Genomic DNA, 20565 nt, shown 5'->3' on the forward strand with positions numbered 1-20565 from the left:
GTGAAACGGCCCCCGCACCCCTCTGTCACAGCTGCAGCTTGAACCCCACGTGGGACGCCGTGAAGCCGAGCCGCTCGTAGAACCGGTGGGCGTCGGTGCGGGTGACGTCGGAGGTCAGCTGCACCAGCCGGCAGTCCTGGCGCCGCGACTCGTCGACGGCCCAGTTGATGAGCTGGGTGCCGAGCCCGCTGCCCCGCTCGTCGGAGTGGACGCGTACGCCCTCGATGATCGAGCGGGTGGAGCCCTTGCGGGAGAGCCCCGGAATGACGGTGAGCTGCAGGGTGCCGACGACCCGGTCCTCACGGACGGCCACGACCAGGTGCTGGTTCGGATCGGCGGTCAGCCGGGCGTGCGCGGCGAGGTACGGTGCGAGGTCGTCCGGTGATTCCCGCTGTGCGCCGAGCGCATCGTCCGCCAGCATCGCGACGATCGCCGGTACGTCCTCGGCCGCGGCCGCTCTTATCTCAAGATCTCCCATGCCCGCAGCCTAGGCGGGGACGCGCAGTTCCTCGACGGCCCTGACCAGTGGGGCGAGTTCCGGGTCCTCGGCCGCGGTGTCGAGGGCTTCGCGCAGGGCGGCCTGGTTGGTCGGGCGGGCCTCTTCCAGGAGCGCCAGACCGGCTTCGGAGACGTTGGTGTAGATCCCGCGCCGGTCGGTGGGGCACAGGTAGCGCTGGAGCAGGCCGCGGTCCTCGAGGCGGGTGACCAGTCGGGTCGTCGCGCTCTGGCTGAGGACGACGGCGTCGGCGACCTGCTTCATCTGGAGATGCCCGCCCTCACCGTCGTGCTGCCGGCTCAGGACGTCGAGCAGCGAGTACTCGCGCACGCTCAGGCCGTGTCCGGCCTGGAGAGCGCGCTCGATGTGCGCCTCGATCCGTCCGTGGAGCAGGGAGAGGGCGCACCAGCCCTGGGAGAGGGCGGTGAGTGCGGGGTCTGTGGCGGTCATGGCTCGTGGATCCTCCGTCCCGGAGTGGATGCGTACCAGGGTAGTCGATGGATCGAGATTGCCCGCGTTTGCAATTAACCAGCGTCTGCAATTATTGTGAGATCTCGTAAAGCGCACCCGCAACAATCTGGGAAGGTGAACCCCCATGCCTCTCGCGCTTCTGGCTCTCGCGATCGGGGCCTTCGGGATCGGAACCACGGAATTCGTGATCATGGGACTCCTCCCACAGGTCGCGGGTGACTTCGGCGTCTCCATCCCCACGGCAGGCTTCCTGGTGACCGGCTACGCCCTGGGCGTGATGCTCGGCGCCCCGCTGATGACCGTCCTGGGCACCCGTATCCCGCGCAAGCGGATGCTGATGGTGCTGATGGGCTTCTTCATCGTCGGCAACCTGCTCTCCGCCGTGGCGCCCGTCTTCGCCGTCATGCTGATCGGCCGGGTGGTCGCCTCGCTCGCCCACGGCGCGTTCTTCGGCATCGGCTCGGTCGTCGCCGCCGAACTGGTGGCCCCGGCCAAGAAGGCCGGCGCGATCGCCATGATGTTCACCGGCCTGACCGTGGCCAACGTCGTCGGCGTCCCGCTCGGCACCCTCATCGGCCAGTCCGTCGGCTGGCGTGTCACGTTCGCGGTCGTCGCCGCGCTCGGCGTCCTCGGGCTCGCCGGTATCGCCAAGCTCGTACCCGACCTGCCCAAGCCGGAGGGCGTGCGACTGCGCCACGAGGTGGCCGCCTTCAAGAACGTGCAGGTCCTGCTCGCCATGGCGATGACCGTGCTCGGCTTCGGCGGAGTCTTCGCGGCCATCACCTACATCACGCCGATGATGACCCACGTCGCCGGATTCGCCGAGGGATCCGTGACCTGGCTGCTGGTCCTCTTCGGGCTCGGGATGGTCGGCGGCAACCTGGTCGGCGGCAAGTTCGCCGACCGCGCGCTGATGCCCATGCTCTACGTGTCGCTGGGCGCCCTCGCCCTCGTCCTCGGGCTGTTCACGGTGACCGCGCACCACAAGGTCCTGGCCGCGATCACCATCGCCCTGATCGGCGCGCTCGGCTTCGCGACGGTGCCGCCGCTGCAGAAGCGGGTCCTCGACCACGCCTCCGGCGCCCCGACGCTCGCCTCGGCCGTCAACATCGGCGCCTTCAACGCCGGCAACGCCCTCTCCGCCTGGCTCGGCGGCCTGGTGATCTCCGCCGGGCTCGGCTACACCGCCCCCAACTGGGTCGGCGCCGTCCTCGCGGCGAGCGCCCTCGTCCTCGCCATCCTGTCGGCCTTCCTGGAGCGCCGTACGCCCGCCCAGGTCCCGGCGGCCGCGGCCGCCGAAGAGCGGCACGCCGAGCCGGTCCACATCTGACCCCGCGCACCGGCCCCGGGCCCCCTGGGTCGGTCCCGACCACCCGCACCACCCCGCAAGGAGCATCACCCCATGAGCACCCCCACCGCTGTCGCCCCGCTGACCATCGACGACGCCGAGACGCTCGTCTCCGCCGCCCGCCGGGCCGCGGAGGCCGCCGGAGTCACCGTCAGCGTCACCGTCCTCGACGCGGGCGGCCACCTCCTCGCGTTCCGCCGCGACGACCGTGCCGTCCTCATCTCCGGCGAGACCAGCACCCGCAAGGCGTACACCGCGCTGCAGCTCAACGCCCCCACGGCCGACCTCGTCGACCTGGTCAAGCCGGACGGGCCGTTCCACACCCTGCCCACCGCTCTCGACCAGCCGCTGCTGTTCATCGCCGGCGGTGTGCCGGTCCACCGCGACGGCCGCCTCATCGGCGCCGTCGGTGTCGGCGGCGGCGCACCCGAGCAGGACCACGGGTTCGCCACGGAGGCCGTCAGCACCCTCGCCTGAGCCCCCATCACCGGATCAGCCCCCAAGCCGTCGCACAGCGGCGGTCCTTGGGGGGCTGATCCGGTTGCGGAACCCGTGGGTGCCGGTCCGTGGGCGCCGCCTCAGCCCGCCGCGACCGTCAGCGGGGCGAACCTGCGGGTCCAGTCGCCGGGCAGGTCCGGTGCGCCGTGGTTCATCACCGCGTTGAACGCGACGCCTTCGAGGCCGCGCTCCTTCAGCCAGGCGAGCAGCTCTTCGTGGCGGACGTCGACGTCGGTGCGCAGCGGCCGGTCCGTGCCCGCCGCGAGGGCGGTGACGAGAGCCTGCGCGGTCTCGGTGTCGCGGGCGATCAGCGGGCCGACGACATGGGTGTCCATGTTGGGCCAGAGCGCCGCGTAGCCGATGAGCCGGCCGTCCTCCTCCGCCACGCGCAGCTGGTCGGAGAAGGCGGGAAGCCGCGTGATGACATGCGTGCGGTCGGGGCCGAACACCTCGGCGTCCAGGCGCAGGATCGCCGAAAGGTCCTCGGCGGTGGCCGGGCGTGTGGCGACGCCCGGGGCGGTGCCACCGGGGGTGAAGCGGCCCCTCACCATCTCGGCCCGGCCGGTGACCTTGAACCCCAGTTCCTCGTAGAGCGGCTGCCCGTTCGGTGTCGCGTGCAGGGTCAGCGGAGTGGTGCCCGCCTGCTCGACGACGTAGTGCATCAGGCGCCTGCCGACCCCCTGTCGCGCATGGCGTTCGGCGACCAGGACCATGCCGACCGCGCCGAGTTCGGGCCGCTCGGCAGGCCCGTACGACGTCACCACGCAGGCGCTGACGAGTCCCCCGTCGGGGTCGTCGATGCCGTAGCCGGTGCCGGCGCTCAGCAGCAGGCCCCATTTGTGTTCTTCGCGGGGCCAGCCGCGGTCCTCCGAGAGATCGGCGCAGGCGGAGACGTCGCCACGAGTGAGACGGCGAATGGGCAAACCGGAGAGGGAAGGTGTCGACACGCAGGTCAGGCTGTCGGACTTGCCCCCGTGCCGTCCACCACTTTGCCCGCAGTGACGTGGTGCTTTCGGCCACGTCGGCCCGCCCCGGCCCCGGCCCGGCCGTGCGGAACGGGCCGCAGTTTCACGTGAAACGAACCCCGGGCGCCCGGCGTCCCCCTTGCCGGAAGCGATCTGCGGAAGACGGACGAATTGGTGCGGCACGACCGGGAATTGAGGCAATTGCATTGCCCGCGAGATCCGGCAAATCGGTAGTCGGGACGGGAGGTGGCCGGGATGTGCCCGGCTGCCGGTAGGGTCGACTCCGGTTCCTGTCCGGACCGGACGGGCCGAGGCGGGAGCGGCAGGCCGCGGCACACGCAGGCCGACGCAGCCTAACCGCACGGAAAGATCGAAGACCTGCGCTTTCCGCTTTGCACGCCGTGCAATGGCGCCAGGTGGCAAGCTGCGAAGAGGGGACTGCGGACAATGTCACATTCTTGCCTTACTTGTCCGTAGCAAGTCGAAATGCAGTGTTCAATGTGGGCCGCATTGACTAGTCGAACCACACGGGGGAAACCGCAAGACTTCAGCTCACGAGGGGCTCGGGAGAGTGCCGGGGAGCAGAGAAGTTCGTAGACCGACCGAAAGATGTTCGAGGCGAGGCACAGCATGGACGCTCCGACCACTACGTCGGCCGATTCCGGTTCGGACGGCGGGGGCGGCTGGTTCACGCCGCGGAAGACCCCGGATCCCGAGACCAGCGGTCCCGAGCGGCAGGACGCCGACGACCGCCGGGCCGGCCCCGAACACCCCGTGGGCAGGCCCACGCACGATCCGTCCCGGCAGCGGGCGGACGAGGGCCGAATACCCGAGCCCCGCAGCCACCGTGAGCCGCCGCACGCGGCCCCCGCCGCCACGGCCGGGCCCACTGCCGCTGCCGGGCCCACCGCCCCCGTCGGTCCCTCCGCGGAACCGCGCCCCCCGCGCTCGCTCCGCGACACCGCCTCCCCCGACGCGATCCTCGTGCGCCGCACGATGGAGGAGATCGGCCCCGTCGCCGATCAGGTCACCTCGTACTTCTACGCCCTGCTCTTCGTGCGCCACCCGGAGCTGCGCCCGCTCTTCCCCGCCGCGATGGACACCCAGCGCGACCGGCTCCTGAGGGCGCTGCTCACCGCCGCCGAGCACGTCGACAACAAGCTCGTACTGGTCCCGTACCTGAAGAACCTGGGCCGGGGCCACCGCAAGTACGGCACGCACGCCGCGCACTACCCGGCCGTCGGCGAATGCCTCATCGCGGCGCTCACCCAGTACGCGAAGACCACATGGTCCGCCGAGACCGAGGCCGCCTGGGTCCGCACCTACACGACGATCTCCCAGGTGATGATCGACGCGGCGGCCGAGGACGAGCTGAAGGCCCCCGCCTGGTGGCTGGCGGAGGTCGTCTCGCACGATCTGCGCACCCCCGACATCGCCGTCGTGACCGTGCGGCCGGACCAGCCCTACCCGTTCCTCGCGGGCCAGTACACGACGCTGGAGACACCGTGGTGGCCGCGGATCTGGCGGCACTACTCCTTCGCGTCGGCGCCCCGCTCCGACGGGCTGCTCTCGTTCCACGTGAAGGCGGTCCCGGCCGGCTGGGTCTCCAACGCGCTGGTGCACCGCGCCCGTCCCGGCGACGTCCTGCGGCTCGGCCCGCCCGCCGGCTCCATGACGGTCGACCACAACACCGACAGCGGCCTGCTCTGCCTGGGCGGCGGCACCGGCATCGCGCCCATCAAGGCCCTGGTGGAGGATGTCGCCGAGCACGGCAGACGGCGCCCGGTCGAGGTGTTCTACGGCGCCCGCACCGATCACGACCTGTACGACATCGACACGATGCTGCGCCTCCAGCAGAGCCACCACTGGCTCTCGGTCCGCCCGATCGTCGACCGGCAGGCCCACCATCTCCAACTGCCGGACGCGGTCCGCGAGTACGGCCCCTGGAACGAGTACGACGCCTATCTCTCCGGCCCGCCCGGCATGATCCGCAGCGGTGTCGACGCCCTGCGCTCCGTCGGCATCCCCGGCGACCGCATCCGCCACGACTCGATCGAGGAGCTGGTCGCGGCCGCCACCTGACGGCCGTACGGCCACCGCCCGGCGAAGCGTCCCGGCGGTGTCAGCCCAGATCGGGCGCGTGCATCGCTCGTACGCCCTCGATGTTGCCGTCCAGAAAGTGCCGCAGGGAGAGCGGCACCAGATGGACCGAGGCGATGCCGACGCGGGTGAACGGCACCCGCACGATCTCGTACTCGCCGCAGGGCTCGTCGATCTCGGGGCCGTGCCGCTGGCCGAGGTCCATGGACTCCAGACGGCAGACGAAGAAGTGCTGGACCTTCACCCCGGTGGTGCTCGCGTCCTCGCCGATGTGCTCGACGGTGTCCACGAAGCAGGGCACCACGTCGACGACCTTGGCGCCGAGCTCTTCGTGCACTTCACGGTGCAGGGCGTCCACCACGGTGGCGTCCTCGGGCTCCACCCCACCACCGGGGGTCAGCCAGTACGGATCCACACCGGGTTTGGTCCGCTTGATCAGGATGAGGTCGTCGCCGTCGAGCAGAACGGCGCGTGCGGTGCGCTTGACCACGGGTCGGACGGTCATGGGAGAAATGTGGCCCGGTTGGTTCCACGTGAAACATCCACACCGATCGCCGCCCCCCTTCACGACCAGTCGACGGCAGCGCGCAGCAGCCACTCGTGCGCCCGCGCGATGTGCGGCAGCGCGAAGGTGCCGGTGCGTACGACCAGGAAGTACGTACGCAGCGGTGGCACCGGAGGATCCAGCAGGGCGACGATCTCGCCCCGGTCGAGCGCCGGGTCGCACAGATAGCGCGGCAGGACGGCCAGCCCGGCGCCCGCGATCACGCAGGACAGCACCGCCCGCAGATCGGAGACGACGACCGTCCCGGCGACGGCGGGCCGTGAGTCGAAGACCGCGCTCCAGTACCGGGTGACCAGGGGCAGCGACTCGTGCACCTCGACCACCGGGAACCGCTCCAGTGAGGGCGCCGCGTCGCGGTGCAGCCGGCCGGAGCCGATCCGGGCGGCCCAGCGCGGCGCGGCGACCAGGACGTGCTCCTCGTCGCAGAGCGGAGTCGCGGTGAGCAGGGTGCCCCGCGGGCGGGCCGTCGTGATGGCCAGATCGTGATGCCCGGCGGCGAGCCCCTCCAAGGTCTCCTCGGCCGTACCGAACGAGGCCCGCAGAGCGATGCTCTGTCCGTCGTTCCTGGTCAGTGCGGTGAGAGCGGGGAGCGCGCGCTCCGCGGTGAACTCCGGCGGGCCCGCGAGGTGCAGGGTGCGGACGCTGGACTCTTCGTCGAGCCCGGTCTCCGTGATCTCCACGAGCGCGTCGAGATGCGGCGCTGCCTTGTGCGCCAGCTCGTCGCCGATCGTCGTGGGCGTCACACCGCGCGCCTGGCGCAGGAACAAAGGCCGCCCCAACTGCCGCTCCAGCGTGCGTATCTGGGACGTCACGGCCGGCTGCGAGAGACCGAGCAGAGCGGCGGCCCGGGTGAACGACCCGGCTCGGTGAACTGTCACGAAGGTGCGCAGCAGGGCGAGATCCATGGCGGTACCCCTTCCCTCCCGGCCTCCGGGCCGCGCTCAACTATAAATATGTCGATAGCTTTCTGTCGCTACGGTGATTGGACACTGACACAGAGTCAACTAGCCTTGTTTGCGCGGTTCTTCGCGCGCAGAACCGAGGACGGTCCGAGCCACGAGGGGGGAGGCTCGGACCGTCCGTTCTACGTAGTCCGGTACTAGACGGCCGCGGCGGCCGGCGTGGACGGACGCCGGCCCGGGGCGGTCCGGGTCAGCCCGAGGACTCCGCCAGCGCCCGTAGTACGTCCGCCACCAGGTCCTCGGTGTCCTCGGCACCCGCGGAGAAGCGGATGAAGCCGTCCGCGACGGCGTCCCCGCCCCAGCGACCGCGGCGCTCCGCCGTCGACCGGACGCCCCCGAAGCTCGTCGCCTCGTCGACCAGATCGAGCGCGTCGAGGAAACGCTCGGCCCGCGCGCGCGTGGGCAGTTCGAAGGAGACGACGCAGCCGAAGCGCCGCATCTGACGGGCGGCGACGGCATGCGAGGGATCATCGGGCAGCCCGGGGTGGCGCAGGCCCGTGACGCGCCCGCGCAGCGCCTGCGCCACCGCCAGCGCGTTGGCGTTCTGCCGGGCCACCCGCAGTTCCAGCGTCGCGAGCGACCGGTGGGCGAGCCAGGCCTCCATCGGCCCGGGGATCGCCCCGACGATCTTGCGCCAGCGCCGCACCGCGGCGGCCGGACCGGCGTCCGCGCAAACGACGTACCCGAGCAGCAGATCGCCGTGGCCGGTGAGCTGCTTGGTGGCGCTGGCCACGGAGAAGTCCGCGCCGAGCTCCAGCGGTCGCTGCCCCAGCGGCGTGGCGAGGGTGTTGTCGACGGCCACCAGCGCCCCGCGCGCGTGAGCGGCGTCGGCGAGCCGGCGGATGTCGCAGACGTCGAGCCCGGGGTTGGACGGCGTCTCCAGCCACAGCAGCCGCGCCCCGTCCAGGACGTCGAGCTGGGCGTCCCCGGCGGTCGGCGCGGTGCGGACCTCGATGCCGTAGGCGGTGAGCTGCTCGCGCACGAGCGGGAAGACCTGGTAGCCGTCGGACGGCAGGACCACCGCGTCGCCCGCGCGCAGCTGCGAGAACAGCACGGCGGAGATGGCCGCCATGCCCGAGGCGAAGGTCAGACACGGCACGGCGGCCGGACCCGGCGCCTCCAACTCGCCGATGGCGCGTTCGAGATGGGTCCAGGTCGGGTTCTCGTCCCGCCCGTACGTGTAGGGCCCTGACACATCGCCGGGAAGGTGGAAGTGTGCGGCGAACACCGGCCCGGGGAGGGTGGGTTCGTTCTTCACCGGCTCGGGCAGGCCGGCCCTGACCGCGCGCGTCCCGTCCCCGTTCGCCGGAGGCCGCTCCGTCCCTCCCGTGGCCGTCATGCCGTTCCCCGCCCCTCCACACCCTCACGCACCGCGTCGAGGAGCCCGTCGCTCGCCGCCTCGACCATCTTCAGGCACTCCTCGAATCCGTCCATGGAGCCGTAGTACGGGTCGGGCACGTCGAGGTCGTCGGCCGCGGGATCGTAGGACCGCAACAGCCGCACCTTGTCCGCGTCCCGCGGCGTCGGGGCGAGTCTGCGCAGCGTCCGCAGATGGCCGGAGTCGAGGGCGATCACCAGGTCGAGCCGGTCGAACCAGTCGCGCTGGAACCGGCGGGCCGTGTGCGCGCTCGTGTAACCGCCCTCCTGGAGCACGCGGACGGTGCGCGGGTCGGCGCCGTCGCCCTCGTGCCAGCCGTCGGTGCCCGCGCTGTCGACCTCGACGATGCCGTCGAGCCCGGCCTCCTCGACATGGCGGCGGAAGACGTGCTCGGCCATGGGCGAGCGGCAGATGTTGCCGGTGCAGACGAAACAGACGCGGAAGGGTGTCGTGGTCATGGCGGCGGCTCAGTCCTCGTCGGGCAGGACGAGGTTCAGCGCCCAGGAGACGATCGAGATGATCAGTCCGCCGAGGACCGCGGTCCACAGTCCGTCCACGTGGAAGCTGAGGTCCAGCTTCCCGGCCAGCCACGAGGTCAGCAGCAGCATCAGGGCGTTCACGATCAGCGTGATCAGGCCCAGCGTGAGGATGAAGAGCGGGAAGGTCAGCACCTTCACGATCGGCTTCACGATGAAGTTGACCAGGCCGAAGAGGAGTGCGACGACGACCAGCGTGCCGATCTTCTTGGGCGTGCTGTCCCCGGTCAGCGTGATCTTGTCGAGCACCCAGACGGCCACGGCCAGGGCGCCCGCGTTGGCGATCGTCTTGACTACGAAATTCATCATGTGTCTGATCGTGGCAGACGACACCGGTGACACGGCCGGCGACGAGTGTGAACAGTGGGGACGACGAGGGCGATGAAGGCATTCCGGCTGGACGAACTGGAGGCGGAGCGCGCCGCCAACGACGGCGCGTACCTGCAGTTCCTGCGTGAACGGAACATGTCGGTCGGGCTCTACGCGCTGGACGCGGGGGAGCACGACCCGCAGCAGCCGCACCAGCAGGACGAGGTCTACCTGGTGGTCAGCGGCCGCGCCTCGATCACCGTGGGCATGGAGACCACGCAGGTCGGACGGGGCAGCGTCGTCTACGTCCCGGCCGGCGTCGCCCACAAGTTCCACCACATCAGCGAGGACCTGAGGGTGCTCGTGGTCTTCTCCCCTCCGGAGGGCTGACCGCGGACCCGGGGGTTCCCTAAGGGTCGGGTCAGGGGAGGACAAGGGCTCGCGGGCCCCCGTTCGCGGGTCCGGCGTGCCAGCATTCATGGCAGGAAGACAGCAGCGTCCCGACGTGGGGCCTCGGAGGGGTCCCGGCTCGGGACACGGAGAAGGAGCGATGGCGATGCGGGAGATATTCGCGGGCATGCCGTGGTGGGTGAAGTGGGTCGCGGTGCCGGTCATCGCCCTGGTCGTGTTCGGCGGGCTGATCGCCAGCGTCGTCGGCTTCGTGGTCTGGCTGCTCTTCAAGGTGCTGATCTTCGCCGCGCTGGTCGGCGGACTGATCTATCTCGTACGGCGGTTCATGGCGGGCTCCTCGTCCTCGCGAGGCAGCGACTGGTGATCGCGGGGCACGTCCTCGCGCGGTGAACCGGTTCGCACGACCGGGGGAAGTTTCGGTTCCGGGCCCGACCAGGCGGTGGCCAAGGGCTAAAGTCCAGAATCCGACTGCTTTGCCCCCGTGAGCCCCGGATACGCGGGGGGACCCATGCGCACCGGGAGTACACCTTGGCCACGGCTGATCCCGCACCCGCCACCCCGCAGACGACGCTCATCGGCTCCGTCCAGAGAGCGATGCGTCTGCTCGAAGCGGTCGCCTCGCACGACGAGGGGGCGCCCGCCAAGCAGCTCGCGAGGGAGGCGGGCCTCGCCCTGCCCACGGCTTACCACCTGCTGCGCACGCTCACCCACGAGGGATACCTCCGCAAGGAGAAGGGCGTCTTCGTCTTCGGCGACGCAACCGAGCGTCTGAGCAGCAGCGGAGCGCAGCAGAAACGTCGCAGCATGATCATCGAGGCGATGGAGCACTGGCGCGACACGCTGGGCGTGCCGGTCTACTTCGCGGTCTACCGCGACGGCGAGATCGAGGTCGTCGCGGTCGCCGACACTCCGGCCAGTCCGGCCGTCGAGGAATGGGCCGACTTCCGTGAGACGGGCCATGCCCACGCCGTGGGCCAGTGCCTGCTCTCCCAGCTCGGCGAGGCCGCGCGCAGGGACCATCTCGACCGCTATCCCGTCTCCTCCCTCACCCCCTACTCGCCGCGCGACGACGTCGCTCTCCTGCGGAAACTCGGTGCGCTTGAGCGCATGGAGCCGGTCGTGGAGCGGCAGGAGTACGCGCTCGGCTCGGCCTGCGCCGCGTTCCCGATCACTGTCGGTTCCACCGCCGCGACGTTGGCCATTTCTCTCCCTTCCCATCAGTTCGAGAAGCTGCTTCCCGCGGCCCGTCAGTTGCAGAGCGAGATCGGCAGGCTGGTAGGGACACTCGCCTTCTCTATCAGCATCTGAAAACTCACTCCTTGTGATCCCCCGTGTACGTTGAGCAAGATGCCAGCAGTGTCAGGAAGGTCATTCCTGGCCAATCGACGGCAAGTTGACGGGGTAGGCGATGCGCGAGTCGGTACAAGCAGTCCAGGCAGAAGTCATGATGAGCTTCCTCGTCTCCGAGGAGCTCGCTTTCCGTATTCCGGTGGAGCTCCGATACGAGTCCACCGATCCGTACGCGGTGCGGCTGACCTTCCATCTCCCAGGTGACGCGCCCGTGACCTGGGCGTTCGGCCGAGAGCTCCTCGTCGACGGGGTCAACGGCGCGACCGGCGACGGCGATGTGCGGGTCTCCCCCGTGGAGCCGGCGGGCGGTGGGGTCACCACCGAGCTGCCCGGCGAGGTCCACATCAGGCTCCAGGTCGGCAGCGATCAGGCGCTGTTCCGGGCCGGGGTCGCGCCGATCATCGCCTTCCTCGACCGCACCGACAAGCTGGTGCCGCTCGGTCACGAGCAGGCGCTCGCCGACTTCGAGGCCGACCTCGACGAGGCGCTCGACCGGATCCTGGCCGAGGAGCAGAGCGCCGGCTGACTCCCCCTCGCCTGGCCTCGACGACCTCGACGGAACGCTTCAGCAGCGCGGTGCACCCGAGCAGTACCGCGCTCACACCTTGCGTCGTCGGCCTCTGCCACCGCGTGCAGGAGCGGTTCCGGCAGGGGCCTGGGGGCCCGGGCGGTCGGCGGAGACCACCAGGGCGGCCAGCGCCGTCGTCACCGGCACGGAGGCGACCAGGCCGATCGAGCCGACCAGCGTGCGGACGATCTCCTCGGCCACCAGCTCGCTGTTGGCCACGTCCGACACGCTGCTCTGCGCGATCGAGAACAGCAGCAGCAGCGGCAGCGCCGCGCCCGCGTACGCCAGGACCAGGGTGTTGACGACCGACGCGATGTGGTCGCGGCCGATCCGGATGCCCGCGCGGTACAGTCCCCGCCAGCCCATCGACGGGTTGGCCTCGTGCAGTTCCCAGACCGCCGAGGTCTGGGTGACCGTCACGTCGTCGAGCACCCCGAGCGAGCCGATGATGACGCCGGCCAGCAGCAGGCCGCTCATGTCGATGTGCGGATACAGCCCGTGGATCAGACCGGTGTTGTCGTCCGTGTTGCCGGTCAGCGCGGCCCAGCCGATGAAGAGCGAGCCCAGCAGACCGATGAGCACCAGGGAGACCAGGGTGCCCAGGACGGCGACGGAGGTTCTCGCCGACAGACCGTGGCACATGTAGAGCGCGATCAGCATGATGGCGCTGGCCCCGACGACCGCCACCACCAGGGGATTCGAGCCCTGGAGGATCGCGGGCAGGATGAACAGCGTCAGCACCCCGAAGCTGACCGCGAGCGCGACCAGCGCCATGACGCCCCGCATACGGCCGACCAGCACCACGGCCAGGGCGAAGATCCCGGCCAGCAGCACCATCGGGATCTTGCGGTTCACATCGGTGACCGAGTACTGCAGATTCTCCGGGGCGTCCGGCGCGTAGGCAACGATCACCTTCTGGCCCTGGTGCAACTGGCGCGGCGAGTCCGGCTGGACCACCTCCGTGAACGTACGGCCCTTGTCCTTGCCGGTGTCGATGCGGATCGTCGCGTTCTCGCAGGTGCCGCGGGCCTGTTGCTGCGCGGCGGAGCCCTCGGCCGTGGAGGTGTCGCCGGTCGGGGTGTCCCCCGAGGCGTTCACGGACGCGCAGGGGACCTTCTCGACCTGGGCCACCGTGGCCTGCTGCGTCTGGCGGTCGAAGCCGACTCCGGTGCGCTCGTGGGGCGGTGCGCCGCCGGGCCACAGCACCGCGAGCCCCACCACCACCGCGACGGAGAACGGGATCAGGACCGCCGCGATGACCTTCCGCAGATGCCTGGAGACCGGTGCGGCCGGGCCGTGGCTGTGGGAGTGGCCGTGGGAATGGCCGTGCCCCTCCCCGGACGGGCCGTTTCCGTGGGGTGGTTGGGGCGGGGGAGGCGGTTGCTGGGTGGTGGTCACCGACCGATCATCGCAAGAACGACAGGGGCCCTCTGTTCAACGCGTCCGAAGGGGCGCTAGCGTGGAGGCACCTTTGCACACGCGGGAGCTCGGAGCACCGGGCTGAGAGGGCGCTGACCTTCGTCGCAGGACCTGTTTCACGTGAAACAGGCAGGACGAAGACGGCTGCGTCGACCGCCGAACCTGTTACCGGGTAATGCCGGCGTAGGGAGTAGGTCTCATGACCACAACGGACGCACGCACGCCTGTCTCCAACCAGGGTGAGAACCCGAACGAGGCCGGGAAGTCCATCGGCTGGCACAAGGGATATGTGACGGGCCCCGCGGGCTCGCGCCCCGATCTCAAGGTGCCGGTCCGTCAGGTGCATCTCACCAACGGGCAGTCGGTCACGCTGTACGACACCTCGGGCCCGTACACCGATCCGACCGTTGATACCGATGTCCGCCGGGGTCTCGCGCCCCTGCGGGAGAACTGGATCATCGCCCGCGGCGACACCGAGGAGTACGCGGGACGCCCCGTCCGCCCTGAGGACGACGGCATCAAGCACACCTCGCCGCGCGGCGGACTGCGCAACCTCGACGCGGTCTTCCCTGGCCGCCCGCGCCAGCCGCGCCGCGGCCGCGACGGACAGGCGGTGACCCAACTCGCGTACGCACGCCGGGGCGAGATCACCCCGGAGATGGAGTTCGTGGCCCTCCGGGAGAACGTCGCGCCCGAGGTCGTCCGCGAGGAGATCGCGGCGGGCCGGGCCGTCCTGCCCGCCAACGTGAACCACCCGGAGATCGAGCCGATGATCATCGGCAAGCGGTTCCTGGTGAAGGTCAACGCCAACATCGGCAATTCCGCCGTCACGTCGTCCATCGAGGAGGAGGTGGAGAAGATGACGTGGGCGACCCGCTGGGGCGCCGACACCGTCATGGACCTCTCCACCGGCCGCAACATCCACACCACCCGCGAGTGGGTGCTGCGCAACTCCCCCGTCCCCATCGGCACCGTGCCGCTCTACCAGGCCCTCGAGAAGGTCGACGGCAGGGCCGAGGAACTGACCTGGGACATCTACAAGGACACGGTCATCGAGCAGGCCGAACAGGGCGTCGACTACATGACGGTCCACGCCGGAGTCCGCCTGCCGTACGTCCCGCTGACCGCCAACCGCAAGACCGGCATCGTCTCGCGCGGCGGCTCGATCATGGCCGCCTGGTGCCTCGCGCACCACAAGGAGAGCTTCCTCTACGAGCACTTCGAGGAGCTGTGCGAGATCCTCGCGGCGTACGACGTCACGTACTCGCTCGGCGACGGCCTGCGCCCCGGCTCCATCGCGGACGCCAACGACGAGGCGCAGTTCGCGGAGCTGCGCACCCTCGGTGAGCTGAACACGATCGCCAAGCGGCACAACGTGCAGACGATGATCGAGGGCCCCGGGCACGTCCCGATGCACAAGATCAAGGAGAACATCGACCTCCAGCAGGAGATCTGCGAGGAGGCGCCGTTCTACACGCTCGGCCCGCTGACCACGGACGTCGCCCCGGCCTACGACCACATCACCTCCGGGATCGGCGCCGCGATGATCGCCTGGTGGGGCACGGCGATGCTCTGCTACGTCACGCCCAAGGAGCACCTGGGCCTGCCGAACCGGGACGACGTGAAGACCGGCGTCATCACGTACAAGATCGCGGCGCACGCGGCCGACCTCGCCAAGGGTCATCCGGGCGCGCAGGAGTGGGACGACGCACTGTCCGACGCCCGCTTCGAGTTCCGCTGGGAGGACCAGTTCAACCTGGCCCTCGACCCGGACACAGCACGGGAGTTCCACGACGAGACGCTCCCCGCCGAGCCCGCGAAGACCGCGCACTTCTGCTCGATGTGCGGTCCGAAGTTCTGCTCGATGAAGATCTCCCAGGACATCCGACGCGAGCACGGCTCCACCAAGGCCGAGGTCGAGGCAGGCATGGAGCAGAAGTCGAAGGAGTTCGCGCAGGCGGGCAACCGCGTGTACCTGCCGATCGCCGACTGAGCCGCGCCCGCGCGCACGACTACGGCTCGGGGCTTCGTGCACAGCGCCCCGAGCCGAGGTCACGGCCTTCGTGCTCCCCGCCGGACGGTCAGTCCGGCCGGTGCTCGGGGCCGCCGAAGTCCGGGCTGGAGAAGTCCGGACTGGAGAAGCCGGTGCGCTGTCCGGTGGCGGTCCCGCCGCCGTCCGGGCTGCTGAACCCCGGCCTGTTGTAGCCGAGCTGGGGCATCCGGCCGGTGCCGCCGGACCGGCCGGCGCCGAGTGGGCCACCGCCCGCGGGCGGCTCGGCGAGAGCCTCCCGCAGGAACGGCAGGATGCCCCGCTCCAGCAGTGCCTTGGCCCAGGCGTCCCTGGCCCGCGCCACCACCTCGTTCGCCGCGCCGTGCGCTCCGGCCTGGAGCGAGGTCGCCCCGTTGCGCAGAGCGGCCAGCAGCAGGCACACCGCCGCGACGAGGATGCCCGCCGCGGCGAGCGTGCCGAAGACCCACCCGGCCGTGAGCAGGGTGCCGGCGAAGTCCGGTGGCGGGTTGAGCATCTTCAGGATGTAGCCGACCAGCAGAAAGATCGCGGCGGCCGTCCCGGCGAGCACCGGGAAGAGGACGACGGCGACCGCGGCGATACCGGGTCCCGTCGTCTCCGCGACTTCACTCACGGTGGCGGCGAAGCCCAGGGGATTGCCGCCACCGGTTTCCGAGGTCGTGCCGGAGGTGCCTCCTTCGTCGAGCGGTTGGGGCCGCGGGGAGGTACGCAGATCCTCACGGACCGATATGTAGTGCTGGTACTCGGTTGCCGCGGCGGCACTGATCAGGGCTGCCGCGTTGAGCGCCATGGTGCGTAGCTGTTCGGGGTTGAGCCGCTGGCCCACTGCGGCGAGATCAGGCCGGTTGGGTGCGGTACGCAGCGCCTCATCGAGGATCCGCTCGAACTCGGGGCGGTCCTCGTTCAGCAAATGCGGAGCGCTGTTCATGTGCATCCCCCGATGCTCCGTAGGGCTTGGTGGCCCGCATGGGTACGAGCCGTCGGGCAGAAACGGAGGGGAGCCTGCTACGGATAATCCGATGGTAGAGCTGCCATGGCGCGCGGTGACAGGGGGTTTCCGGAAATTGGCCTTGCGGCCGGAGGAATCCTCCGTCTACCGCTGCTGCCCGATCAACTCTCAGATATCCATCGGCAGTTGCTGGACCAGGAGTTTTCCGGCCATGGTCACACCGCCGTCCATGGCGATGGCGAGTCCGCCCGCGTACACGTGCGGTCCTTCGACGGCCGGCCGGCCGGGCCCCTCCTCGCTGTCGTCGGAGCCGGACTCGGCGCCGACCTGGCCCAGGAGGTACGGGATCGGGCTGTGGCCGTGCACCACGCGGCTGCCGCCGAAGGCGCCGAGCAGCTCACGCACGGTGCCGGGGCCCGACTCCTCGTCGCGGAACGCGAACCGTTTGGTGAACTTCCGGAAGAGGTCCCAGCACTCGTCCGCGTCGTTGCGCGTGAGCGTCTCGCGGATGGTGTCGTTGACGGCCTCGATGGAATCGCCGTAGTCGAGGTACGACGTGGTGTCGGAGTGCATCAGCAGGTGGTCGTCCTCGATCTCGATCGCGTCGAGGCGGGACATCCACTGCAGATGTACGTCCTGGAGGCGATCCATGTCGGACTTCTGTCCACCGTTGAGGAGCCAGGCGGCCTGGAAGGTGGCGGTACCCGCGCCCGAATTGACCGGGGTGTCGCCGAACCGCTTGGCGCCGAGGAGCAGCAGCTCGTGGTTGCCCATGAGGGCCTTGCAGTAGCCGCCCGCCGCGGCGGCCTCCGCCGAGAGCCGCATCACCAGGTCGATGACGCCGATCCCGTCGGGCCCGCGGTCGGTGAAGTCGCCGAGGAACCACAGGCGCGCGGTGCCCGCCGCCCAGTTGCCCTCCGCGTCGATCAGGCCCTTCTCCTGGAGGGCGGCGATCAGCTCGTCGAGGTAGCCGTGCACGTCGCCGACGACGAACAGCGGGCCGGGCCCCTCGCCCGCCGCGGGGGCGGGAGCCGGCGCCTGCTGAGGGACCTCGGCCGGGACAGGATCGGTCCTGCTGATGACCGGCAGATCGCGCTCCGTCGGCGTGTAGCCCTCCGGGAACGCGTCGGGATTCTCCGCTCCGGGGGCGGGCTCGGTCGTCATCACATTCGCCGGTACGTCATGCACGTACGCGGGAACGCGGAAATCACGCAGCGTCTCTGTGCGCGCTGCGGGTCCCTGACCGGCCCCCTGAGTCATCGACCCCTCCACCATTGCGCCGCCTGTGCACCGGATCGGACTGCCTGGTCGCAGCGGCCCGCGGTGTCGTGCGCCCATCATAGGAATGCGGCTCGCGCTGTGTGATGCACCAGGGGTGGTGAATCGGTGACGGGGGGCTGTTCGCCCCTCATTTCTCCCGAATTGGTGCGGACTTTTCCTCGCTGGATTCCGGGCCGCCCCGCGGTCGCGGGGCGGCCTGCGGGCGGTCAGCCCTGCTTCGGGGAGCGCGGTGGGCTGACCGTGGTGCGGGACGCGCGGCGCATCGAGGACGTCCGCACGATCAGTTCCGTCGGTATCACCTGCTCGACCGGTTGATCGGATTCGAGGCCCTCGATGGCGTCGATGAGCAGCTGGACGACGGCCGTGCCGATCCGCCGCGGCTTGAGCGACAGGGTCGTGATGGGCGGCTCGGTGTTCGCGTACACGTTCGACTCGCTGCAGCAGACGAGCAGCAGGTCCTCGGGGACGCGCAGGCCGTAGCGGCGGGCCGCGGCGAGCAGGTCCGTGCCGTTGGGATCGAAGAGGCCGTACACCGCGTCGGGGCGGTCGGGCCGGGCGAGCAGCCGGTCGGCGGCGACGGCGCCCGCGCACGGATCGTGCGCGGGGTACGACTCGTAGACCGGCTCCTGCCCGATCCGCTCGCACCAGCGCAGGTACGCGGAGGTGGAGAGGTGGGTGTACGTGTCGGTGGTGGTGCCCGTGAGCAGGCCGATGCGGCGGGCGCCGGCCTCGGCGAGGTGGTCGAGGATGCCGAGCACGGCGGCCTCGTGGTCGTTGTCGACCCAGGCGGTCACCGGCAGGGTTCCCCCGGGGCGTCCGTCCGAGACGACGGGCAGGCCCTGGCGGACCAGCTCGCTGACGACCGGGTCGTGGTCGGAGGGGTCGATGACGACGGTGCCGTCGAGGGCGACGTTCGACCACACGTCGTGACGGGAGGTGGCGGGCAGGATGACGAGGGCGTACCCGCGGGCGAGCGCGGCCGAGGTCGCGGCTCTGGCCATCTCCGCGAAGTACGCGAATTCGGTGAAGGTGAAAGGTTCATCCCCGTAGGTCGTCACGGTCAGGCCGATGAGGCCCGACTTGCCGGTACGGAGCGTTCGGGCCGCCGCGGAGGGGCGGTAGCCCAACCGGTCGGCGACCTCGCGGACGTGGCGTCGGGTGGCGTCGGGGAGCCGGCCCTTGCCGTTGAGTGCATCGGAGACAGTCGTGATCGAGACCCCGGCGGCGGCGGCGACATCTCTGATGCCCGCTCTGCCCGGCCGGGTGCCTCTACGGGTCGTCTCCGCCCGGCTCACCTGGTGCTTCCCTGCTGCTGTCATGGCGAGCCGATAGTAGGGCTCATGCGGCTGCATGGCGGGGGCGCATATGCCGGGGTTGACAGGCACGTTTCTGCAAGGTGATGAACCGTCAATGACCTTGGAATGTAGGGGAGTTGGTGGTCATCACACTAGTACGTCACTTGTCGGCACGCATGAGCCTGCCAAGTCGACGATGTTGCGAACAGGTCTCAACTCACCTTCACGGGTGATGCGCGCCACGGCGCGAGCCAGGGGCGCGCGCCAGGGCTCGGAGCGCTCCCCCCTCGCCGTACGCCGCGGGGGCCCGCGTGAGCCGAGGGCCCCGGGCCCATTGGGGCGGGTGGCGAATCCTCTTAAGGTGAGCAGTATTGGAACGGTGGCCACAAGGAGGACTGCGGTGAGCGAGACCAACCCGAAGCTGCGTGCGGAGCTGGCGGGGATCCCCGCCTACAAGCCGGGCAAGCCCGCGGCCGCCGGGGGCCCGGTGGCGTACAAGCTCTCCTCCAACGAGAACCCGTATCCGCCGCTCCCGGGCGTCATGGAGCAGGCGATCGCCGCGGCCGGGGCGTTCAACCGCTACCCGGACATGGCCTGCACCGGCCTCATGAACGAGCTGGCGGACCGTTTCGGCGTGCCGGTGACGCACCTGGCCACGGGCACCGGCTCGGTCGGTGTCGCCCAGCAGCTGCTCCAGGCGACCAGCGGTCCGGGCGACGAGGTCATCTACGCGTGGCGGTCCTTCGAGGCGTACCCGATCATCACGCAGATCAGCGGCGCGACGTCGGTGCGGGTGCCGCTGACCGGCGACGAGGTGCACGACCTCGACGCGATGGCCGACGCCATCACCGACCGCACGCGCCTGATCTTCGTCTGCAACCCCAACAACCCCACCGGCACCGTGGTGCGCCGGGCCGAGCTGGAACGGTTCCTCGACCGGGTTCCTTCCGATGTCCTGGTCGTCCTCGACGAGGCGTACCGGGAGTTCATCCGCGACGCCGAGGTGCCGGACGGCGTGGAGATCTACCGGGACCGGCCGAACGTCGCGGTGCTGCGGACCTTCTCGAAGGCGTACGGCCTCGCGGGCCTGCGCGTCGGCTTCGCCATCGCGCACGAGCCGGTGGCGGCGGCGCTGCGGCAGACGGCGGTGCCGTTCGGCGTGAGCCAGCTCGCGCAGGACGCGGCGGTGGCCTCGCTGCGCATGGAGGACGAACTGCTCGGGCGTGTCGGCTCGTTGGTGGCCGAGCGGACCCGGGTGGTCGACGCGCTGCGGGAGCAGGGCTGGACCGTGCCCGAGACGCAGGCCAACTTCGTGTGGCTGCGGCTGGGGGAGAAGACCATGGACTTCGCGGCGGCGTGCGAGGCGGCCGGGGTGGTCGTCCGGCCGTTCGCCGGTGAGGGGATGCGGGCCACGATCGGCGAGACCGAGGCCAACGACATCTTCCTCCAGGCGGCTCAGGCGTTCCGCAAGGAGCTGTAGCGAGCGGTCGGCAGGACCGGACGACGACGGCCGGCCGGAGGGTGGGAACGCACCCTCCGGCCGGCCGTTCGCCGTCTCCGGCCGCGCGCCTGTGGCGTTCCTCGCAGTAAGGGGACCCCCCTTCGGATCCCGACATCCAGTACGACATAATGCTT

At 70.3% G+C, this 20565-nt stretch carries 21 protein-coding genes and 1 riboswitch; of the genes, 9 read left to right on the forward strand and 12 right to left on the reverse strand.

What is annotated here, in order from left to right; translation table 11 throughout:
* Positions 1 to 25: 25 nt before the first annotated feature.
* A complete protein-coding gene (locus ABII15_RS19365; protein ID WP_353943588.1) occupies positions 26 to 478 on the reverse strand; it encodes a GNAT family N-acetyltransferase in 453 nt (150 codons plus the stop codon).
* Between the two features lie 9 nt (positions 479 to 487).
* The gene (locus tag ABII15_RS19370; protein ID WP_353943589.1) at positions 488 to 946 is read right to left on the reverse strand and encodes a MarR family transcriptional regulator; all 459 of its coding nucleotides are present in this window, start codon (positions 944 to 946) and stop codon (positions 488 to 490) included.
* 145 nt (positions 947 to 1091) lie between these two features.
* On the opposite strand from ABII15_RS19370, the gene ABII15_RS19375 reads away from it, so the two are divergent.
* Both ABII15_RS19375 and ABII15_RS19380 read left to right on the forward strand, forming a co-directional pair.
* A complete protein-coding gene (locus ABII15_RS19375; RefSeq protein WP_353943590.1) occupies positions 1092 to 2297 on the forward strand; it encodes an MFS transporter in 1206 nt (401 codons plus the stop codon).
* 72 nt (positions 2298 to 2369) lie between these two features.
* Entirely contained in the window at positions 2370 to 2792 is a 423-nt protein-coding gene (locus tag ABII15_RS19380) for a heme-binding protein (protein WP_353943591.1), read from the forward strand.
* A 101-nt stretch (positions 2793 to 2893) separates the two neighbouring features.
* Here ABII15_RS19380 and ABII15_RS19385 read toward each other — a convergent pair whose 3' ends face one another.
* Positions 2894 to 3760 (reverse strand): GNAT family N-acetyltransferase, encoded by an 867-nt coding sequence (locus ABII15_RS19385; RefSeq protein ID WP_353943592.1) that lies wholly within the window; start codon positions 3758 to 3760, stop codon positions 2894 to 2896.
* A gap of 648 nt (positions 3761 to 4408) precedes the next feature.
* Here ABII15_RS19385 and ABII15_RS19390 point away from each other — a divergent pair.
* Positions 4409 to 5860, forward strand: coding sequence for a globin domain-containing protein (locus ABII15_RS19390; protein WP_353943593.1), 1452 nt, complete (start codon positions 4409 to 4411; stop codon positions 5858 to 5860).
* Between the two features lie 40 nt (positions 5861 to 5900).
* On the opposite strand, the gene ABII15_RS19395 is transcribed toward ABII15_RS19390, so the two are convergent.
* The 5 genes from ABII15_RS19395 to ABII15_RS19415 form a co-directional block, all read right to left on the reverse strand.
* Positions 5901 to 6383, reverse strand: coding sequence for an NUDIX hydrolase (locus tag ABII15_RS19395; RefSeq protein ID WP_353943594.1), 483 nt, complete (start codon positions 6381 to 6383; stop codon positions 5901 to 5903).
* Positions 6384 to 6442: 59 nt separating this feature from the next.
* On the reverse strand, positions 6443 to 7348 hold the full coding sequence (locus ABII15_RS19400; RefSeq protein ID WP_353943595.1) for a LysR family transcriptional regulator: 906 nt from the start codon (positions 7346 to 7348) through the stop codon (positions 6443 to 6445).
* Positions 7349 to 7595: 247 nt separating this feature from the next.
* Positions 7596 to 8744 (reverse strand): cystathionine gamma-lyase, encoded by a 1149-nt coding sequence (locus ABII15_RS19405; RefSeq protein ID WP_353943596.1) that lies wholly within the window; start codon positions 8742 to 8744, stop codon positions 7596 to 7598.
* Entirely contained in the window at positions 8741 to 9241 is a 501-nt protein-coding gene (locus ABII15_RS19410; RefSeq protein ID WP_353943597.1) for a low molecular weight protein-tyrosine-phosphatase, read from the reverse strand. Before ABII15_RS19410 ends, ABII15_RS19405 begins: the two co-directional genes overlap by 4 nt.
* A 9-nt stretch (positions 9242 to 9250) precedes the next feature.
* A complete protein-coding gene (locus ABII15_RS19415) occupies positions 9251 to 9628 on the reverse strand; it encodes a phage holin family protein (protein WP_353943598.1) in 378 nt (125 codons plus the stop codon).
* Between the two features lie 72 nt (positions 9629 to 9700).
* On the opposite strand from ABII15_RS19415, the gene ABII15_RS19420 reads away from it, so the two are divergent.
* The 4 genes from ABII15_RS19420 (at position 9701) to ABII15_RS19435 (ending at position 11915) form a co-directional block, all read left to right on the forward strand.
* Positions 9701 to 10018 (forward strand): cupin domain-containing protein, encoded by a 318-nt coding sequence (locus ABII15_RS19420; protein ID WP_111663088.1) that lies wholly within the window; start codon positions 9701 to 9703, stop codon positions 10016 to 10018.
* A gap of 166 nt (positions 10019 to 10184) precedes the next feature.
* The gene (locus tag ABII15_RS19425; RefSeq protein WP_353943599.1) at positions 10185 to 10403 is read left to right on the forward strand and encodes a DUF5326 family protein; all 219 of its coding nucleotides are present in this window, start codon (positions 10185 to 10187) and stop codon (positions 10401 to 10403) included.
* 164 nt (positions 10404 to 10567) lie between these two features.
* A complete protein-coding gene (locus ABII15_RS19430; RefSeq protein WP_353943600.1) occupies positions 10568 to 11347 on the forward strand; it encodes a helix-turn-helix domain-containing protein in 780 nt (259 codons plus the stop codon).
* A 100-nt stretch (positions 11348 to 11447) separates the two neighbouring features.
* Complete coding sequence (locus ABII15_RS19435; RefSeq protein ID WP_353943601.1) at positions 11448 to 11915, forward strand: SsgA family sporulation/cell division regulator; 468 nt, start codon at positions 11448 to 11450, stop codon at positions 11913 to 11915.
* A 72-nt stretch (positions 11916 to 11987) separates the two neighbouring features.
* Here ABII15_RS19435 and ABII15_RS19440 read toward each other — a convergent pair whose 3' ends face one another.
* The gene (locus ABII15_RS19440) at positions 11988 to 13355 is read right to left on the reverse strand and encodes a YibE/F family protein (RefSeq protein ID WP_353943602.1); all 1368 of its coding nucleotides are present in this window, start codon (positions 13353 to 13355) and stop codon (positions 11988 to 11990) included.
* Positions 13356 to 13426: 71 nt separating this feature from the next.
* Positions 13427 to 13583, forward strand: a riboswitch (TPP riboswitch).
* Between ABII15_RS19440 and thiC the strand changes: the two genes are divergently transcribed.
* Positions 13576 to 15369, forward strand: coding sequence for a phosphomethylpyrimidine synthase ThiC (thiC, locus tag ABII15_RS19445; RefSeq protein WP_353943603.1), 1794 nt, complete (start codon positions 13576 to 13578; stop codon positions 15367 to 15369). It overlaps the preceding riboswitch by 8 nt.
* An 88-nt stretch (positions 15370 to 15457) precedes the next feature.
* Here the strand turns inward: thiC and ABII15_RS19450 are convergent, their stop codons facing one another.
* The 3 genes from ABII15_RS19450 to ABII15_RS19460 form a co-directional block, all read right to left on the reverse strand.
* Complete coding sequence (locus tag ABII15_RS19450) at positions 15458 to 16339, reverse strand: hypothetical protein (protein ID WP_353943604.1); 882 nt, start codon at positions 16337 to 16339, stop codon at positions 15458 to 15460.
* Positions 16340 to 16522: 183 nt separating this feature from the next.
* Complete coding sequence (locus tag ABII15_RS19455) at positions 16523 to 17614, reverse strand: metallophosphoesterase (protein WP_353943605.1); 1092 nt, start codon at positions 17612 to 17614, stop codon at positions 16523 to 16525.
* Between the two features lie 227 nt (positions 17615 to 17841).
* Positions 17842 to 18954 carry a LacI family DNA-binding transcriptional regulator gene (locus ABII15_RS19460; protein WP_353943606.1) on the reverse strand — a complete coding sequence of 371 codons (1113 nt, stop codon included), beginning with the start codon at positions 18952 to 18954 and terminating at the stop codon, positions 17842 to 17844.
* Between the two features lie 376 nt (positions 18955 to 19330).
* Here ABII15_RS19460 and hisC point away from each other — a divergent pair, with 376 nt between their 5' ends.
* A complete protein-coding gene (hisC, locus tag ABII15_RS19465) occupies positions 19331 to 20410 on the forward strand; it encodes a histidinol-phosphate transaminase (protein ID WP_353943607.1) in 1080 nt (359 codons plus the stop codon).
* Positions 20411 to 20565: the final 155 nt, after the last annotated feature.

Source organism: Streptomyces sp. HUAS MG91, from assembly GCF_040529335.1.
Taxonomy (GTDB): Bacteria; Actinomycetota; Actinomycetes; order Streptomycetales; family Streptomycetaceae; genus Streptomyces; species Streptomyces tabacisoli.

Coding starts and splice junctions, on each gene's coding strand:
- ABII15_RS19365 (WP_353943588.1), bottom strand. CDS start 478: ATGGGAGATCTTGAGATAAGAGCGGCCGCGGCCGAGGACGTACCGGCG.
- ABII15_RS19370 (WP_353943589.1), bottom strand. CDS start 946: ATGACCGCCACAGACCCCGCACTCACCGCCCTCTCCCAGGGCTGGTGC.
- ABII15_RS19375 (WP_353943590.1), top strand. CDS start 1,092: ATGCCTCTCGCGCTTCTGGCTCTCGCGATCGGGGCCTTCGGGATCGGA.
- ABII15_RS19380 (WP_353943591.1), top strand. CDS start 2,370: ATGAGCACCCCCACCGCTGTCGCCCCGCTGACCATCGACGACGCCGAG.
- ABII15_RS19390 (WP_353943593.1), top strand. CDS start 4,409: ATGGACGCTCCGACCACTACGTCGGCCGATTCCGGTTCGGACGGCGGG.
- ABII15_RS19395 (WP_353943594.1), bottom strand. CDS start 6,383: ATGACCGTCCGACCCGTGGTCAAGCGCACCGCACGCGCCGTTCTGCTC.
- ABII15_RS19400 (WP_353943595.1), bottom strand. CDS start 7,348: ATGGATCTCGCCCTGCTGCGCACCTTCGTGACAGTTCACCGAGCCGGG.
- ABII15_RS19405 (WP_353943596.1), bottom strand. CDS start 8,744: ATGACGGCCACGGGAGGGACGGAGCGGCCTCCGGCGAACGGGGACGGG.
- ABII15_RS19410 (WP_353943597.1), bottom strand. CDS start 9,241: ATGACCACGACACCCTTCCGCGTCTGTTTCGTCTGCACCGGCAACATC.
- ABII15_RS19415 (WP_353943598.1), bottom strand. CDS start 9,628: ATGATGAATTTCGTAGTCAAGACGATCGCCAACGCGGGCGCCCTGGCC.
- ABII15_RS19420 (WP_111663088.1), top strand. CDS start 9,701: ATGAAGGCATTCCGGCTGGACGAACTGGAGGCGGAGCGCGCCGCCAAC.
- ABII15_RS19425 (WP_353943599.1), top strand. CDS start 10,185: ATGCGGGAGATATTCGCGGGCATGCCGTGGTGGGTGAAGTGGGTCGCG.
- ABII15_RS19435 (WP_353943601.1), top strand. CDS start 11,448: ATGCGCGAGTCGGTACAAGCAGTCCAGGCAGAAGTCATGATGAGCTTC.
- thiC (WP_353943603.1), top strand. CDS start 13,576: ATGACCACAACGGACGCACGCACGCCTGTCTCCAACCAGGGTGAGAAC.
- ABII15_RS19450 (WP_353943604.1), bottom strand. CDS start 16,339: ATGCACATGAACAGCGCTCCGCATTTGCTGAACGAGGACCGCCCCGAG.
- ABII15_RS19455 (WP_353943605.1), bottom strand. CDS start 17,614: ATGACTCAGGGGGCCGGTCAGGGACCCGCAGCGCGCACAGAGACGCTG.
- ABII15_RS19460 (WP_353943606.1), bottom strand. CDS start 18,954: ATGACAGCAGCAGGGAAGCACCAGGTGAGCCGGGCGGAGACGACCCGT.